The organism is Candidatus Manganitrophaceae bacterium, from assembly GCA_016200325.1.
Lineage (GTDB): Bacteria > Nitrospirota > Nitrospiria > SBBL01 > Manganitrophaceae > Manganitrophus.
Window position 1 is genome coordinate 296,734 of sequence record JACQEZ010000001.1, and the last position, 16,240, is coordinate 312,973.

The 16,240-nt window shown below is 58.5% G+C and carries 14 protein-coding genes; all 14 read right to left on the reverse strand.

Annotated features, from left to right (window positions below):
* Positions 1-69 precede the first annotated feature (69 nt).
* Positions 70-882, reverse strand: coding sequence for a 4-hydroxy-tetrahydrodipicolinate reductase (dapB, locus tag HY282_01390; protein MBI3802402.1), 813 nt, complete (start codon positions 880-882; stop codon positions 70-72).
* A 1-nt stretch (position 883) separates the two neighbouring features.
* The gene (locus HY282_01395) at positions 884-1,768 is read right to left on the reverse strand and encodes a 4-hydroxy-tetrahydrodipicolinate synthase (protein MBI3802403.1); all 885 of its coding nucleotides are present in this window, start codon (positions 1,766-1,768) and stop codon (positions 884-886) included.
* 41 nt (positions 1,769-1,809) lie between these two features.
* Positions 1,810-2,637, reverse strand: coding sequence for a diaminopimelate epimerase (locus HY282_01400; GenBank protein MBI3802404.1), 828 nt, complete (start codon positions 2,635-2,637; stop codon positions 1,810-1,812).
* Between the two features lie 10 nt (positions 2,638-2,647).
* Complete coding sequence (locus HY282_01405) at positions 2,648-3,103, reverse strand: hypothetical protein (protein ID MBI3802405.1); 456 nt, start codon at positions 3,101-3,103, stop codon at positions 2,648-2,650.
* Positions 3,090-4,358, reverse strand: a complete 1,269-nt coding sequence (lysA, locus tag HY282_01410; protein MBI3802406.1) for a diaminopimelate decarboxylase — start codon at positions 4,356-4,358, stop codon at positions 3,090-3,092. The genes HY282_01405 and lysA overlap by 14 nt, the downstream gene beginning before the upstream one ends.
* A gap of 4 nt (positions 4,359-4,362) precedes the next feature.
* Positions 4,363-6,252 carry a cobalamin B12-binding domain-containing protein gene (locus HY282_01415; protein ID MBI3802407.1) on the reverse strand — a complete coding sequence of 630 codons (1,890 nt, stop codon included), beginning with the start codon at positions 6,250-6,252 and terminating at the stop codon, positions 4,363-4,365.
* Positions 6,253-6,502: 250 nt separating this feature from the next.
* The gene (gene argH, locus HY282_01420) at positions 6,503-7,897 is read right to left on the reverse strand and encodes an argininosuccinate lyase (protein MBI3802408.1); all 1,395 of its coding nucleotides are present in this window, start codon (positions 7,895-7,897) and stop codon (positions 6,503-6,505) included.
* Between the two features lie 85 nt (positions 7,898-7,982).
* Positions 7,983-9,215, reverse strand: a complete 1,233-nt coding sequence (locus tag HY282_01425) for an argininosuccinate synthase (GenBank protein MBI3802409.1) — start codon at positions 9,213-9,215, stop codon at positions 7,983-7,985.
* Positions 9,216-9,276: 61 nt separating this feature from the next.
* The gene (argF, locus tag HY282_01430) at positions 9,277-10,200 is read right to left on the reverse strand and encodes an ornithine carbamoyltransferase (GenBank protein MBI3802410.1); all 924 of its coding nucleotides are present in this window, start codon (positions 10,198-10,200) and stop codon (positions 9,277-9,279) included.
* Positions 10,201-10,311: 111 nt separating this feature from the next.
* Positions 10,312-11,487 (reverse strand): acetylornithine transaminase, encoded by a 1,176-nt coding sequence (locus HY282_01435; protein ID MBI3802411.1) that lies wholly within the window; start codon positions 11,485-11,487, stop codon positions 10,312-10,314.
* 279 nt (positions 11,488-11,766) lie between these two features.
* Entirely contained in the window at positions 11,767-12,480 is a 714-nt protein-coding gene (locus HY282_01440; GenBank protein ID MBI3802412.1) for a YqgE/AlgH family protein, read from the reverse strand.
* 42 nt (positions 12,481-12,522) lie between these two features.
* On the reverse strand, positions 12,523-13,749 hold the full coding sequence (locus HY282_01445; GenBank protein ID MBI3802413.1) for an HDOD domain-containing protein: 1,227 nt from the start codon (positions 13,747-13,749) through the stop codon (positions 12,523-12,525).
* 99 nt (positions 13,750-13,848) lie between these two features.
* Positions 13,849-14,169, reverse strand: a complete 321-nt coding sequence (locus tag HY282_01450) for an ArsR family transcriptional regulator (protein ID MBI3802414.1) — start codon at positions 14,167-14,169, stop codon at positions 13,849-13,851.
* 18 nt (positions 14,170-14,187) lie between these two features.
* Entirely contained in the window at positions 14,188-16,131 is a 1,944-nt protein-coding gene (locus HY282_01455) for a diguanylate cyclase (GenBank protein MBI3802415.1), read from the reverse strand.
* Between the last annotated feature and the right edge of the window lie 109 nt (positions 16,132-16,240).

Here is a 16,240-nt window from a genome sequence, read left to right on the forward strand (position 1 = left end):
TTAAACAATTCAAAAAGAATCTATTTTCTCTTTAAACCCGAAATCCGCATTCCGAAATCCGCAATATTTTTATTCGGTTTTTGTTTTTAGGTTGAGTACGTCCATCATGTCATACAGGCCGGGAGGCTGCTGCGCCACCCATCGGGCGGCAAGCAGCGCCCCTCGGGCGAAGTTGGTCCGGCTGTGCGCTCGGTGGGTCAGCTCGATCCGCTCGCCCGGTCCGGCGAAGGTGACGGTATGCTCGCCGACGACATCGCCGCCGCGCAGCGTCTGGATGCCGATCTCTCCGGAGGGGCGGGCGCCGATATTCCCGTGACGGGTAAACCGGCCCGACTGAGCGAGGGTGGTTTTTCTCGCGCGGGCCAAGACCTCTCCCATCCGGAGCGCGGTGCCGCTCGGGGCATCTTTTTTCTGGCGGTGGTGGATCTCGACGATTTCGATATCGTACGCTTCGCCCAGCGCTTCCGCCGTCTCGGCGAGCAGCTTGAAGAGGAGGTTGACGCCGACGCTCATATTGGGGGAGAGGACGAGGGCGATTTTCTCGGCCGCTTTTGCGATCTTCTTGTCATCATCGCTGCTGAAGCCGGTGGTTCCGATCACCATCGGCGTCTTTTTGGAGACCGCCTCCTGGAGGAGGGCAATCGTCGTCGCGGGGGTGCTGAAGTCGATGATCGCCTCGCCCGCCTGGACCGCCTTCTTGACCTGGTCCGTCAGGACGACGCCCCATTTCCCGACCCCGATCGCTTCCCCGGCATCGTGGCCGATGTTGGGGTGGCCTTTCCTCTCCAGCGCCGCGCCGAGGGTGAGCGCTTCGTCATGATAGAGGCTGTCGAGGATGGCACGGCCCATCCGCCCCGCCGCGCCTGAAATGGTGAGCTTCATTTCACCCCTTTCGAAGTAAGCCGTACCGTTTCAAAGCCGTCTTCACCTTCTTTGCATTCTCGTCCGACAGTTTCCAGAGGGGAAGACGGACCTCATCGGTGCATTTTCCCATCAGGGCCAGCGCCGCTTTAACCGGAATCGGGTTGGTCTCGACAAACATCACCTGGTGAAGCGGATAAAGCTTCTCGTGCAGCTTTCTCGCCTGGGCGTAGTCCCCCCGCTCCGCCGCCTCGGTCATCTGTGCCATCTCGGCCGGGGCAATGTTGGCGGTGACCGAGATGACCCCTTTGCCCCCGACCGCCATCGTCGGGAGGGCGGTAAAGTCGTCGCCGGAGAGGATGATCAGCCGCTCGCCGCAGAGCTGGACCAGATCGCTCGTCTGCTGGAGCGAGCCGGTTCCCTCTTTAATCCCGACGATATTATCGAATTCGCCACTCAGCCGGGCGACGGTCGCCGGAAGCATGTTGACCCCGGTCCGTCCCGGGATATTGTAGAGAACGAGGGGGAGATCGACCGCCTTTGCGATTGCTTTATAGTGCTGATAGAGCCCTTCTTGGGTCGGCTTGTTGTAATAGGGGGTGATCAGGAGCGCGCCGGCGGCGCCGACCGCCTTGGCGTGGCGGGTCAGCATGATCGCTTCCTCGGTGCTGTTGGAGCCGGTCCCGGCGATCACCGGGATCTGTCCGTCGGTCCACTGGACCGCCAGCTCGACGACCCGCTTGTGCTCTTCATGAGAGAGGGTGGCCGATTCTCCGGTCGTCCCGCACGGAACAATCCCGTGGGTTCCCGATCGGAGGTGAAAATCGATCAGCTCACCGAAGGCTTTCTCATCGACCCTTCCTTTCTTGAAAGGGGTGACGATGGCGACAATGGAACCATGAAACATCGATAGACCTCAATTTAAAAGCAGGATTGAAAAAACCTGCTTTACAGTAATGCTTCTTCTAGAAGCTCTCCCTTATAGACAACACGGGCATCCCCTTCAAGGAGAACGTTCTTGAAGGTCTGTCCTTCCCGGGTAAAGTCGACCCCCAATCGGATCTGTCCGCGAGTCATCAGCGAGAGGGGGGGGGTCGTTTTTCCGAGGGCGGTGGTGATGACCGCCGAGGCGATCGCGCCGGTGCCGCAGGCGAGCGTTTCGTCTTCCACCCCGCGCTCATAGGTCCGGATGTTGAGATTCTGCCGGTCAACGACGCTGATGAAGTTGGCATTGGTCCCCCGGGGCGCGAAGAGGGGGTGATGTCGGGTTGCCCGCCCCAACGTCACGATATCGGTTTGGTTCACATCATCGACGAGATAGACGACATGGGGAACGCCGGTGTTGACGAAGTGGCCGGTGTAGCTCTTCCCGTCGATGTCGATCTTTAGGTCGAAGCGCAGGTCGGTCGGATCGGGAAGACGGACCCGAACGCGGTCGCCGATCACCTCCGCCGCGACAATGCCGGCGAGCGTCTCGATCGTATGTTTCGCCGGGGCGATCTGGTTCAGATAGGCAAACCGTGCGACGCAGCGGCTTCCGTTGCCGCACATCTCCACCTCGCCGCCGTCGGCATTGTAGTAGTGCCACTTGTAGTCGGCTCTCGTCGACGGTTCGATTAGGATCACCCCGTCGGCGCCGACCGAGAGGCCGCGCCGGCAGGCCTGCGCGATGAAGCGCTTCATCTCCGTTGAATTGATCAAGGGGGTGCGGTGATCGATCATGATGAAGTCGTTCCCGCTGCCGCTCATTTTCCAGAAAGGAATCGGTTTTTTCATTGTCTTCTCTTCAGTTTGATGGGACTGCGTTCTTCTGCTTTTTGTCGTCAATCAACGTCAAGAGCCCCTTGACCTCTTCGTCGGTGATCTTCTCATCGGCCATGATCGTCTGGATCCGCTGGCTGACCTCCAACAGATCGCCGTCGCTCACCCGGTCGGCCTTGGCGTGGTCGTAAAACCGATAGACCGTCTCGCGCACCCGCTCCGCTTCCTCCATCGTGTAGTCGGCGGGGAGGAGGGACACCAGCGCCTTGTTGATGACGAACTTCTTGAACGTAAAATTATGAATCTCCCGTCCCTTCACCGCCAGGATCGTTAAGAAGAGGATGACGACCCCGCTGACGATCAGAAGGGTCAGAAAAAATCCCCTCCCCTGCTTTCGGGGTTTACGAGGCCGAGCGCTCTTGCTTTCGTCCAGGGGGAGGGTCCCTTCTGAAGATCGGGAGAGAGAACTATGACGATCCAAAACTTAAAAACTCCGGGATCCGCTCGCCGCGGACCAAATCTTCCATGGTTTCGCGCTCGCGTATTGTAACATATTTCTCCCCGGAGACAAGGATCTCGGGGGGGCGCGGCCGGGCATTGTAGTTCGACGCCATGGAAAAGCCGTAGGCTCCGGCGCTCAGCACCGCCAACAGCTCATCTTGCGCCACCTGCGGCAGGACCCGGTCTTGCGCGAGAAAGTCGCCCGACTCGCAGATCGGTCCGACCACATCGACCTTCATGTTCTTCCTTTTTTTCTTCACTACCGGCACGATCTCGTGATAGGCCTCATAGAGGCTCGGGCGAATCAGGTCGTTCATCCCGGCATCGGCGACGACGAAATTCTTGGTCTCCCCCTCTTTGGTATAGATCACACGGGTGACGAGCGCGCCGGCGTTCCCGACCAGCGAGCGTCCCGGCTCTAAGATAATGGTGCAGCCGCTCTCTTTCAGGAGCGGGAGGAGCGCCGCCGCGAGGTCTTTCGGCAGAGGCGGTTTTTCCGCATTATAAGTAATTCCAAGCCCGCCGCCGATATCCCAATAGCGGATCTGCAGTCCCCCGCCGCGCAGCTCGTCGATCAGATGGCGAATCCGCTTCAGCGCATCGACGAACGGCTTGATTTGCGTCAGCTGCGAGCCGATGTGGGAGTGGATGCCGACCACCTCGATGTTCGAGAGGCGGGAGGCGAGCTGGTATTGCGAGACCGCCTTCGTGATTTCGATGCCGAACTTGCTCTTCTTCAATCCGGTCGAAATATAGGGATGGGTCTTCGGGTTGATGTCGGGATTGACCCGGAGCGCCACCGGCGCTTTGGTCTGGAGCGACTTGGCCACTTCGTCCAGGGTGATCAGCTCTTGGGCCGACTCGACATTGAACATCAGAATCTCGGCCCGGAGCGCCGCCTGCATCTCCATCCGGGTCTTTCCGACCCCGGCGAAGACGATCTTCTTCGGATCGACCCCGGCGACCAGCGCGCGGTGCAGCTCCCCTTCGGAGACGATGTCGATCCCGCCCCCTTCTTTCGCAAAGAGGCGCAGGATGGAGAGGTTCGCGCTCGCCTTCATCGCAAAAGCAATCAGGTGGGGAACCTTGGCAAAGGCTTTTTTGTAAGCGAGGAAATGCCGCCGAAGGGTGCCGTGGCTATAAACGTAGAAGGGGGTTCCGACCTGCTCGGCGATCGCCTCCAGGGAAACATTCTCGCAGTAAAGCTTCCCTTTTTTGAATCGGAAGTCGTGCATGGGGCTATTCTCCTACCTCCAGCGAGAGCAGGGCCGGATCGACCGCCTGCTGGAACGACTTTTTTAGGTTCATAAATTTTACACTGGCCGCCGAGGCGGCTCTCTTTAGGAATTGCGGATCGGCCAGCGCCGAGAGGGCCGCCGGGGTGGCATGTTGGAGGTGTTCGAAGTTGAGGATGATGTCGATCTTCGTCCGCTCCGTCGCCGCTAAAATCCGCTTCTTCAACTCTTTCGCGTTCAACTGATCGAGCGTTCCCTCCAGATTGACACGGAGCTCCCGGAAGGTTTCCCCTTTGTGGGCCCGGATTTGGAGAAAATGATCGATCTGACCCGAGACCTCTTGGACTTTTTCTCGCAACGAGTGCAGCGCGTTTGGAATCAGATTTTCCGTCTCATAGCTCGGCAGCTTCGCCTGGAGATTCTGGATCACCTGCGACAGCGGCGAGAGGCTTCCTTTCGGGGCGGTTCGCTTGACGATGCTCCGGAAGGCGAGGTTCATCGCCCACCGGGCGACCAACCGCTGCCGTGTGTAGAAGAGCCGTCTTAAGATCGAGTCGTGCGAGAAGAAGCGGTGGTTTGCCCAGAAAAATCCCTCCTGCAGCGCTTCCGGCGACATCCGCTTCGGCTGGAAGACGACATGTTTTCCGTCATACTTCTCCCACTCGGTATGGACGATCCGTCCCTCGGCCTTCATCCGATCAAAGAGCGGGGTTCCCGGCAGCGGGGTCAAGATGTTGAAGTAAGCGAGCTCCATGTTGTTCTGAATCAAGAATTCGACCGTTTTTTCGAAGACCGTCTCATCGTCGTGATCGAATCCGAAAATCACCCCCGGATTGAGCATAATCCCATGGTCGTGAAAGCACTTGATCTGCCGCTCATACTGCTCGACCCGGTTAAACGGCTTATTCGTCTCGTCGATGCTCGCCTCGAAGATCGATTCCAACCCGACGAACATCGAGACACAGCCCGAGTCGGCGGCGAGCTTGACCATGTCGGGCTCGTCCCCTAAGAAGAGGGTGCACTGCGCCCCCCATTTGATATCGAGCGCTTTGAGCGCGGTCCAAAGCTCTTTACAGTAGGTCCGGTTTGAGTTGTGGAGGTCGTCAACGAAGGCGAAGATCGTCCCATCTTCAATTCCGGAGAAGAACCGGAGCGAGGTTTTAAAGCGTTGGAAGATCGGACCCTTGAGCATCTTGTCGACGATCTTGCTCCGCCGCCACTCCTTCACCCGCTGGATTTCGGCAACGACCTCGGCGACCGGCCGCCGGCGGGTCGTCTTTCCGTTGAAAGGAGAGACCGAGCAGAACTCGCACTCAAAATGGCAGCCCCGGGTCGTCATCAAACACTGGCCGGTCATATAGGCATCTTGATCCAAGAGATCGAGCCGCGTCTGGCGATATCCATCCATCGCCGGGAACTGATCCATCCGATATTGCGGTTGCATCTTCCCCTCTTCAAAATCTTGGAGGAGCTTCGGCCAGAGGTCTTCCGCCTCGCCGATGACGACCGCGTCGGAGAACTTCGCCGCCTCGTCCGGCATATAGCTTGGATGAACCCCTCCGAGCACCACCTTGATCCCCCGCGCACGGAAGCGCTGGGAAATCTCATAGGCCCGCGGCGCATAACAGGTCATCGCTGAAATGCCGACCAGGTCGACCTGCGCATCGAAGTTGATCTGATCGACGCTCTCGTCGACGATTTGAACCTCCCAATGGGCCGGCGTGTAGGCGGCGAGGCTGGGAAGGCTCAGCTTTGGAAACCAAAGGGCCTGGCGCTCCGTTGGGGCCATACGGTAGACGTTGTTTTCCGGATACGGTTCAATAAATAAAATCTTTCTGCGTTGTTTTGCATTGGACCGCTTATTCGCACCTTTACCGAGCTGTATCAGCTGCATGGGTCCTCCTTAGACTCAGAATCAGACGAATCGCTACTTGTCACGCACAGACGGATCGTTCGAATCAGGTTGCTGGCTTTGTGAAGGGGCCGGTTTCGCCCGACGGGGTTGGTCCGGCGGGATCGGATTTCCCTTTCTACCACAAGCCGCTATAAAGTGAAAGCATAAAAACAAGAGAAAAAAGATGAGAAGGTAGTATAGCTGCTTTTTCATCTCGGTTCAATGCCCCTACGGAATATCGAAACGCTTCCTACTCCTTCAGCTTGCGCTTGATCCTGCGGAGTTCTGCCGAGATGGAGGCGGGCGAGGTTCCGCCGATTCCCCCTTTTCTCTCTAAAGAACGGCTGAGCGAGAAGCAATCGGCCACATCTTCTTGAAAAAGGGGGGAGCATTCCTGGAGTTCGGAGAGCGTCCAGGCTTCCGCCGGCTTTCCATGCTCCAGGCTCCGCTGAACGATCTGTCCGATCACCTTGTGCGCCTGGCGAAACGGAAGCCCTTTTCGGACGAGATAGTCGGCCAGGTCGGTCGCCAAAAGAAAGCCCTCTCGGGTCGCCTCCCGCATCTTTTCTTCTTTGAACGAAGCCTGCTGAACCAATTCCGCCATCAGCCGCAGCGCGCTTTGAAGGGTGTCGACCGTGTCAAAGAGCGGCTCCTTGTCCTCCTGTAGATCCCTATTATAGGAGAGGGGAAGCCCCTTCAGCAACGTCAACAGGGTGACCAGCGCCCCATACACCCGGCCGGTTTTACCGCGGATTAGCTCAAGTACATCCGGATTCTTCTTCTGCGGCATCATGCTGCTCCCGGTGCAGAAGCGGTCGGGAAGCTCAATGAACCGAAACTCCGAGGAGGCCCAGAGGATCCACTCCTCCGCCCATCGGGAAAGATGCATCATCGTCAGTGAGGCGGCCGAGAGAAACTCCACGACAAAATCTCGGTCGCTGACCGTATCGAGGCTGTTGGCGGTCACCTCGGAGAAGCCAAGGGCCCGCGCGACCGATGTGCGGTCGATCGAAAAACCGTTTCCGGCGAGCGCCCCCGCGCCGAGCGGCATCTGGTCAAGCCGCTTGAGGCTGTCGAGCAACCGCCCCCGGTCTCGTTCCAGCATCTCGTAGTAGGCGAGGAGCTGATGCGCCAGCGAGATCGGCTGGGCCCGCTGCAGGTGGGTGTAGCCGGGGAGAATCGTCTCGATGTGACGCTCCGCCTGGAAGACCAGCGCCCCCTGAACCGACCGGATCTGCTCCAGTATCGTTCGGGTCTCTTCCCGAAGATAAAGACGAAGATCGAGCGCGACCTGATCGTTTCGGCTCCGGCCGGTGTGGAGCTTTCCGCCGACGGCGCCGACCTTTTCCACCAGGCGACGCTCGATGTGCATATGAATGTCTTCATCGGCCGGCGCGGCCTGAACGCCTTCGGCGGCGATCTCCGCCGCGATGGTCTTGAGGCCGCCCAGAATCGTCTTACGCTCGGCCTCGGTCAGCAGGCCGGCCCGGGCGAGCGCCTCGGTGTGGGCGAGGCTCCCCTGAATGTCATACCGATAGAGCCGCCGGTCAAACGAGAACGACGAGGTGAATCGCTCCACGAGCGGATCGGTCGCCTCGGCGAAGCGGCCTTCCCAGGCTTTGGTAAAGGCGGGGGAAGAGGCGATTGCCGATTGCGGGTTGCGGATTGCGGAATCAGAGGCCGATTTTTTCCCCCGCGGGTTTCCAATTTCTTTGCCCGGTTTTTTATTTTTACTTTTTCTTACCACGCAATCCTCTTTGTCCCTTCTTGTTCATGGCGAGGAGTTTCAGTCGCATCGCATTGAGGCGAATAAATCCTTCCGCCTCTTTCGGAATGTAGATGGTGTCCTTCTCAAAGGTCGAGATCTCTTGCCGATAGAGCGAGCGGGGCGATTTGCGGCCGGCGACCGTGACCGCTCCTTTATAAACCTTCAGCCGGGCCGTTCCGGTCACCCCTTTTTGCGCGCCGTCGATCAACTGCTGGAGCAATGCTCGTTCGGGGGAGAACCAGTAGCCGTAGTAGACCAATCGCGCATACTGCGGGATCAGGCTGTCGCGCAGATGGAGGACTTCCCGATCCAGCGTCAGCGATTCGACCGCCCGGTGGGCCAGATGAAGGAGGGTCCCGCCGGGGGTCTCATAGACCCCGCGCGATTTGATCCCGACATACCGATTTTCAACCAGGTCGACCCGCCCGATCCCATGGGCCCCGCCGATGCGGTTCAACTCGGCGACCAGCTTCGCCGGGGAGTATTTCTTTCCGTCGAGGCAGACCGGATCGCCGTCGACAAAGCCGATCTCGACATAGTGCGGCGCGTCGGGCGCCGACTCGGGAGACGCGGTAAAGGTGAACATCTCGGCGGGCGGCTCGCGCCAGGGGTCTTCCAAAATTCCCCCTTCATAGCTGACATGAAAGAGATTGCGATCGATGCTGTATGGTTTCGCCACCGTCGCCGTCACCGGGATGCCGTACTGATGGGCGTAGGCGATCAGCTCGGAGCGGGATTTGAATTCCCAGTCGCGCCAGGGGGCGATGATCTCGATCGACGGATCGATCGAGAGATAGGTCAGCTCGAACCGGACCTGGTCGTTCCCCTTGCCGGTCGCGCCGTGCGCCACCGCATCGGCCCGCTCTTTTTTTGCGACATCCATTTGGGCTTTGGCAATCAACGGCCGGGCAATCGAGGTCCCGAGCAGATATGATCCCTCATAGACGGCATTCGCCCGGAGCATCGGGAAGAGGTACTCTTTCGCGAAGATCTCTTTTAAATCGGTGATGACGACCTTGCTCGCCCCGGTCTTTTTTGCCTTCTCGGCGACCGCATCGAGCTCTTCCCCCTGTCCGACGTCGGCGCAAAAGGCAACCACCTCACAGCGATATCGCTCGATCAGCCAGCGGATGATCACCGAGGTGTCGAGACCGCCGGAATAGGCCAAAACCACTTTCTTTATTTTTTTGTCCATGCTCCTCTTTCCTAAAAGCCTCGGGGCTGATCTGTGTTAAGTCTTAAGCCGATCGGTCGATCTACCCAATCCATCTCTCTAAGATCGCCTGCTGCATCGGGAGGCGATTGTCGGCCTGATCGAAGACGATTGAATGCGGTCCGTCCATCACCTCGGCGGCGATCTCCTCCCCCCGGTGGGCGGGGAGGCAGTGCATGACGAGCAGATCGGTTTTGGCCTGCGCAATCAATTTTTGATTGATCTGATACGGCTTGAAAATTTTACGTCGCGCCCGCTGCTCTTTCTCCTGTCCCATCGAGACCCAGACGTCGGTATAGAAGATGTCGGCCCCTTTCGCCGCGGCGATCGGATCGTGGATCACTTCGACCCGTCCGCCGGTCTCCCGGGCGATCGCCTGGGCCCTTCGAATAATCACAGGGTCGGGGGTGAATTTCTTCGGGCAGGCGATCACGACCCGCATCCCGACCTTCGCCCCCCCCTCCATCAACGAGTGAGCGATATTGTTCCCGTCGCCGATATAGGCCAGCGTCAGCCCCTTGAGCTTTCCACGTTTTTCCAGGATGGTGAGAAGGTCGGAGAGAATTTGACAGGGGTGGTGCTGGTCCGTCAGCCCATTGATGATCGGGATCGCCGCGTTTTGCGCCCACTCTTCCAGCTTTTCCTGCTCATAGGTTCGGATGACCAGGCCGTCGAGATAGCCGGAGAGAACCCGCGCCGTATCGCCGATGGTCTCGCCCCGCTTGATCTGGATGTCGTCGAATGAGAGAAAGATCGGATGCCCGCCGAGCCGGCTGACCGCCACCTCAAACGAAACGCGGGTCCGGGTCGACGATTTCTCAAAGAGAAGGCCGATCGACCGTCCCGCAAGGGGGTGCGACTCCCGCGAGGCGCGGCTCCGATTTTTATAAAACTGGGCCCGGCTCAAGAGCCACTCGATCTCGTCGATCGGTAACGATGCCAGGCTGAGCAGGTCACGCTTCGGCATGGTGCGCCTCCATTTTATCTGGAGGCCCGTCCGCTCCCGGTCGGTGGGACGCTCCGATGCCCCCAGGCCCCACGCTCGGACGGGCGGTGCCAGATCCTCGCTTTTCTTCCTTCACTTTTCTTCCTCCAATAGATCGGAGAGAATGGAAATCATCCGATCGATCTCCTGCCGTCTGATCGTAAGCGGCGGAACGAACCGGAGGGTTTGATCGGATGTTTTATTCAGAAGGAGCCCCCGTGACATCGCTCTGTTGATGACCTCCGCCGCCGGGACCGTCAGATCGATTGCGACCATCAGTCCCATCCCGCGGACCTCTTTGATGACGGCGCTTTTCTGCTGAAGCTCCGAGAGCCGCTTCATCAGATACCCGCCCCGTTCACGAACCCCCTTGAGAAAAGGGGCCCGGGCCACCTGCTTCATCACCGCCACCCCGGCGGCACAGACGAGTGGATTGCCGCCGAAGGTCGACGCATGGCTTCCCGGGGTAAAGGACGCCGCGACCTCACCGGTCGCCAGCATCGCCCCGATCGGCACCCCGCCGCCGAGCCCCTTGGCCAGCGTCATGATGTCGGGGAGAATTCCTTCCTGTTCATAGGCGAAGAGCCGGCCGGTCCGTCCAATGCCGGTCTGGACCTCGTCGAGAATCAGGAGCAGCCGGTGGGCATCGCAAATCTCCCGCACCCGGGCGAGGTAGCCTTTCGGCGGAATTCGAACCCCTCCCTCCCCCTGAATCGGCTCCAGCAGGAGGGCGGCGGTGCGGGGGGTGATCGCCTTTTCGATCGCGCCCGGGTCGCCGTAGGGGACATGGAGAAAGCCGGGGAGAAGCGGCTCGAAGCCTTTTTGGTATTTCTCCTGGCCGGTGGCGGTGACGGTCGCCAGCGTCCGACCATGAAAGGAGCCGTGCGCCGCGATGATTTCAAATCGGCCCGGATCGCGTTTCTCCTTGGCATATTTCCGGGCGAGCTTGATCGCCGCCTCGTTTGCCTCCGCCCCGCTGTTGCAAAAGAAGACCTGCTCGGCAAAGGAGCCGGTGACTAAAAGCTTCGCCAGCTCGATCTGGGGAAGGTTGTAGTAAAGGTTGGAGACATGGAGAAGCGTCTCCGCCTGCTTCTGAAGCGTTTTGACGACCCGCGGATCGCAGTGACCGAGGACGTTCACCGCCACCCCGCTGACGAAATCGAGGTAGCGCTTTCCATCGACATCGACGACTGTCGCCCCATTCCCTCTTTTCAAAACCAGGGGAAACCGGGCGTAGTTCCCCATCAGGTATTTTTCTCCTTCTTTCATCCACGAGGGGGTCAATGCACGCTTCTTCACGGAAGCCTCCTTGCCGTACCCGTCCACACGATCGAACGGAAAATTTCTATATAACACAGTATTCCGCGCGGAAGCAATAAAATTGAGACGTTAGGCAGAATACCTTCCCGTTTTGGCCCTTGGATTTTTATTCGGTCGGTCGCATCAAAAGTCGATAAGGGCCCGTCCGGAAGGACCGCTGGGATGCGCGGCTTTCTTTGAAGAGATGCGCGGGATGGCGAGAGGGCAAGAGAGGGATAAACTTGGAAATTAATCTAGGCCGGGACCGATCGGGGCGGTGCAGGGGTCGATCCGACCACACGCCTTGACCGACTGCTGTGAGCTCCGTCGGAACAGCTCCTCCCAGATCGAGTCGGTCTCGTCTTTGAAGAGCCGTTCGGCCTCTCCGGGGAGGAGCCGCCAATCGCCCCGATCGATTTCATGTTCCAGTTGGCCCGGTCCCCACCCGGCATAACCGGAATAGATCCGGAAGCGGTCGTTCGGACGTCCTCGAGAAATCAGCCCGCTTAAGGTGTCGATGATCGGGGCGCTGTAGACGCGTTCGAAGATGGGAATCGACGATTCGGGCGGCGCATCGGTCCGAAAAAGGAAGATCATCACCTCGCGCTGGACCGGCCCGCCGATAAAGAGCCGCTCCGACCGGTTTTCAAACGCTTTGACGGTCGGGAAGGCGCGTGCCAGCGGTGTCGCGGTCGGCCGATTGATCACCACCCCGACGCTCCCTTGCGTTCCATGGGCGGTGATTAAGACAACCGTTTCGGCGAAATTCGGGTCGAGGAGGCGACGATCGGCGATGAGAAAGACCCCTTTCTCGACCTGTTTCCCGGGCCGGGCGGTCTGCGGGGGCGATCGATTTTCGATCGACGGCGCCGCTTCTCCCGTTCCATGAGAAACAAAAGGGGGTGCGGCGGTCAGGAAAAGCCAAGCGAGGATGAGGGCGGCCTGCCGCGGTTTGATCTCCATCGTCCTGTCCTTTAAGTCTATCGGATCGAGCGGATCGAGCGGTTACTCCGCCCCCTGTGCCGATGAAAAGCTTCGGCTCGCCCACTCCAACGCTTCCCGATAAATCGGAGGCAAGCGGCTCTCATCGACCCCCTGCTTCAGGGCAAGCTCCGAAAAGGGACCCCAAGCCCCCTGTCCATACGCCACCGCCATCTCATAAATATCCCGCAGGCGTCCCCGCTCTCCCAGCAGCGCCGCCTTGATATCGTCGGCGATCGGCAAATCGATTAAAATGTCGACGATGGGACGGTCGACGATGGCATCGATCAGCGAGAAAAGCCCCATTAAAAAAAGATCCTGGGCCCGTTCGGAGAGACGGACCGCCGGCGCCAAGCGCTCTAAGAGACGCGCCCGGAGAATGGCCTGGAAGACGAGCTCGTTCGGCTTGTCCTTCCCCATGCTGGAGAGGGCGATAAACGAAGCCCATCGCTTAAAGTCATCTTCTCCAAGCATCACCACGGCATGTTGGATCGATCGAATCTCGACCCGCCAGCCGAAAAAAGCGGAGTTGATGTAGCGGAGCAGTTTGTAGGAGAGCGACACCTCCGTCTTCAGAATCTCTTCGACCTTTTCATGGTTCAATTCAGGCTGCTGGATTTCTTGGAGGATCCGAAGATAGTTCAATTTGAACCCGGGGACCTCCTTGCCGACGATGATGGTTGGTTTTGCGAAAAAATAGCCTTGGAAATAGGTATATCCGAGCTTGAGCGCCTCTTCAAAGGCGTCCCGGGTCTCGACCTTTTCCGCGGCGAGTTGAATCCCCCGCGGCGCGTAGTGCTCAGCCAGCGCAGCCTGCTCCTTCTTGTCGGTCGCCAAGAAGTCGACCTTGATGATGTCGGTCAGGTCGACCAACGGTTTAAGATGGGGGTGGTTGACGAAATCATCGAGCGCGATCAGATATCCCGCCTGTTTGAGCTTTCGGACGGCGGCGAGAACGGCCGGATCGGGCTGAACCACTTCTAAGATCTCGACCACGGTCAATTCTCTCGGGAGAAGGGCGACATACCCGTTGACCAGCATCTCGCGGCCGATGTTGACGAAGGCTTTCTTCCCCCCCGTAATCGTATCGATCCCCAGGGTAAAGAAGCTGTCGAGCGCGACCTTGCTCGAAGCCTGGTCAAGGTCGGGGTGGCTGAAGAAATTTTCGAGGCTGGAGCGGAAGAGGAGCTCGTAGGCGAACACCTCCTGATTCCGGTCGAAGATCGGCTGGCGGGCGATGAAGATGTCCAAGGGCGCTCTCCAAAACTCCTCAACGGATATCATGGATCTCGGGAAGGGTCAAGAACGGATTCACATTGCGACGGGATTGGAAAAATTCGGATTCAAAGTCTAGCGCGGTACGATTCGGAAGGCGGGAGGGGAGATTCCCTCGTGGTGACAGCGGGGACAGCGGCTCGGGATGGAGAATTTCCGGCGATCGTCGAAGGTAAATCCGCATTTGTTGCAAAGGGAGGGTTCCACGACGAGACGTTTCGGCGGGTGGAGGCTCTTTCCCACGTGCGCCAGGTGGGCGAGGACCTCTTTTTCTGAAATCCGAAGCTGCTTCGAGAGATCGCGCGCGGTCATCGTCTGATCGTCGAGCGCGGAGAGGATCCGCCGCCGGACGGTCTCCGATGCAGGTTTGCTTTCCGAAGGACGCCGGTCATTCATCGAAATCTACCGCGAGAGCTACTGATGGAAGGAGGAAGAGTGTCTTGTTTGATGGAGTTTCTCCGGTTTTCCGAGGAGAAAACCTTGTGCGAGGGAGATCTCCATCTCGCGGACGACCTGCAGCTCTTCCTCTGTTTCGATTCCCTCGGCGATAATTCCGGACGCTTCGAAATTTCTCAGCGTCCCGACCAGCTCTTTCATGAATTTCCGAAAGGGGGTGGATGCGACCGCTTGCAAGAGGGCCGACCGATCTATCTTAATATATTCCGGGACCAATTGCGAGATGAAGGGGAAGGAGACGAAGCCGGCGCCGAAGTCGTCGATGGCGAACCGAAATCCCTCTCCTCTCCACCGGCGGGCGATCTCAAGATATCGGTCAATCCCCAGGAGCGCCTCCGATTCCGAGATCTCCAGGATGACATCGAGATCGGGCGGTTTAGAAAGGAGGGGGAGTTGGTCGAGAAGATGGAAATCGACATTGATGAAGACCCGCTTTAATTGAAGCGCCTGCGCCTCCTTCAATTGAGCGAGAAAGCAGATTCGCTTCAACTCGCTGAGCTGTCCGATCGCCTGATATTTTTTAAAGAGATCTTGAATGCTCAGCCGAAGAGACGGATCGCGGCTCAGCGCTTCGTATCCGATGATGTCGCGCGAGGGGAGCGACACGACCGGCTGAAAGACGATCTGCACCGCAGCTTCATCCAAAACATATTCCATATCGCCGATGTGAATCTTGTCCCCTCCCTTTTTAGCGATATAAAGGGAGCGGTCGGCCATGTTGATCAACGCGTCAATCGTGCGGCCATGCTCGGGGTAGAGGGCGGCGCCGATGCTCAGATCAAGCGGGATGTCGAGCTCTTTTCCGATTTTCAGGATTCCCTCTCGGATCCGGGTCGCGGCGGTGAGAACCCCCTCCCGGGTCGTTTTAGAGAGGAGCACCACGATTTCATCGCCGCCCCATCGGAAAATCAGATCGATCCCCCGGGTGGAATCGAGGATGCTCATCGCCACCGCCTTCAAGACCCGATCTCCCACCTGATGCCCGAGGGTGTCATTTAACACTTTGAAAGAATCCAGATCGCACATCAAGATGGCCAACGGCTGGTTTTCCCGGTCGGCGCGGACGATTTCATCTTCCGTCCGTTGGTCGAAGTAGCGGCGATTATACAGCCCGGTCAGCGAATCTCGAATCGCCTGCTCCTGAAGCGCCTGCTCGTTTCGCCGCGATTCGGTGACATCCCGAAAGGTCCAAACCCGTCCCACACCGACGTTTTCGATTTTCTGAGGTTTGGAGTAGCGCTCGAAGAGCCGTCCATCTTTGAATTCGAGGAGATCAAAGCTTTCGGTATCGGGCTCGGCATAGAGCGCTCGGACCTGGGCGAGGAAGCGCTCCGGCTCCTTCAGCTGTTCAAGAACGTAGGCGAGTGCCTGGTTGTCGTCCCGGGAAGCGACGATTTCGGAAGGAATCCGCCACATCTCAACAAACTTTTTATTGTGACCGGTCATCTTCCCCTCTCGGTTGACCATCAAGAGCCCGTCCGTGGTCGATTCGAGCGCGGAATGGGTCAGAGAGAGCGCCGCGTTGAGCTCCTCCTCAACGTGATTTTGATCGACGAGTTTTTTCTCCAGTTTGAGTTTTTTTATTTTCAACGCCTCCTCGCTGCGTCGGGCCGACCCCCATCTCGCGCCGAGAAGGGTGGCCAAAATTCCTCCAAGAAGGAGCGGGCCGATGCCGAGGGAGGCTTCGGAGCCTCGAAGAGAGCCGATCAGCGGGAAAAAGAAAGAGACGAGAAGGCCGGGTCCGATGCCGCCGGCCCGTCCGCAGATGGCAGCGGCGGCAAACAAAAGAAGAGACCCGCTCCCCGTAGCGACAGGAAGGCCCGGGATCGTTCTTAATAAAAAGAGAAGGGCGACGACTGCGAGCGCAAGACAATATCGTTGAAGGGGGGTCGAAATTTTCATTCTCTTATAGATCAGTGGAAGTGCGGATTGCCTCCCCAGTATATCGGCTAACCCTGTTTCGTCAAGGGAAAGAGCGAGGTATCGGTCTTTTTCAGCGAGGGGAGAAAAA

Bases quoted from the DNA above. Each gene is read 5' to 3' on its own strand.
- HY282_01450 (MBI3802414.1), bottom strand. From the start codon at position 14,169: ATGAATGACCGGCGTCCTTCGGAAAGCAAACCTGCATCGGAGACCGTC.
- argF (MBI3802410.1), bottom strand. From the start codon at position 10,200: ATGCCGAAGCGTGACCTGCTCAGCCTGGCATCGTTACCGATCGACGAG.
- dapB (MBI3802402.1), bottom strand. From the start codon at position 882: ATGAAGCTCACCATTTCAGGCGCGGCGGGGCGGATGGGCCGTGCCATC.
- HY282_01395 (MBI3802403.1), bottom strand. From the start codon at position 1,768: ATGTTTCATGGTTCCATTGTCGCCATCGTCACCCCTTTCAAGAAAGGA.
- HY282_01440 (MBI3802412.1), bottom strand. From the start codon at position 12,480: ATGGAGATCAAACCGCGGCAGGCCGCCCTCATCCTCGCTTGGCTTTTC.
- HY282_01435 (MBI3802411.1), bottom strand. From the start codon at position 11,487: ATGAAAGAAGGAGAAAAATACCTGATGGGGAACTACGCCCGGTTTCCC.
- HY282_01425 (MBI3802409.1), bottom strand. From the start codon at position 9,215: ATGGACAAAAAAATAAAGAAAGTGGTTTTGGCCTATTCCGGCGGTCTC.
- HY282_01400 (MBI3802404.1), bottom strand. From the start codon at position 2,637: ATGAAAAAACCGATTCCTTTCTGGAAAATGAGCGGCAGCGGGAACGAC.
- lysA (MBI3802406.1), bottom strand. From the start codon at position 4,358: ATGCACGACTTCCGATTCAAAAAAGGGAAGCTTTACTGCGAGAATGTT.
- HY282_01455 (MBI3802415.1), bottom strand. From the start codon at position 16,131: ATGAAAATTTCGACCCCCCTTCAACGATATTGTCTTGCGCTCGCAGTC.
- HY282_01415 (MBI3802407.1), bottom strand. From the start codon at position 6,252: ATGCAGCTGATACAGCTCGGTAAAGGTGCGAATAAGCGGTCCAATGCA.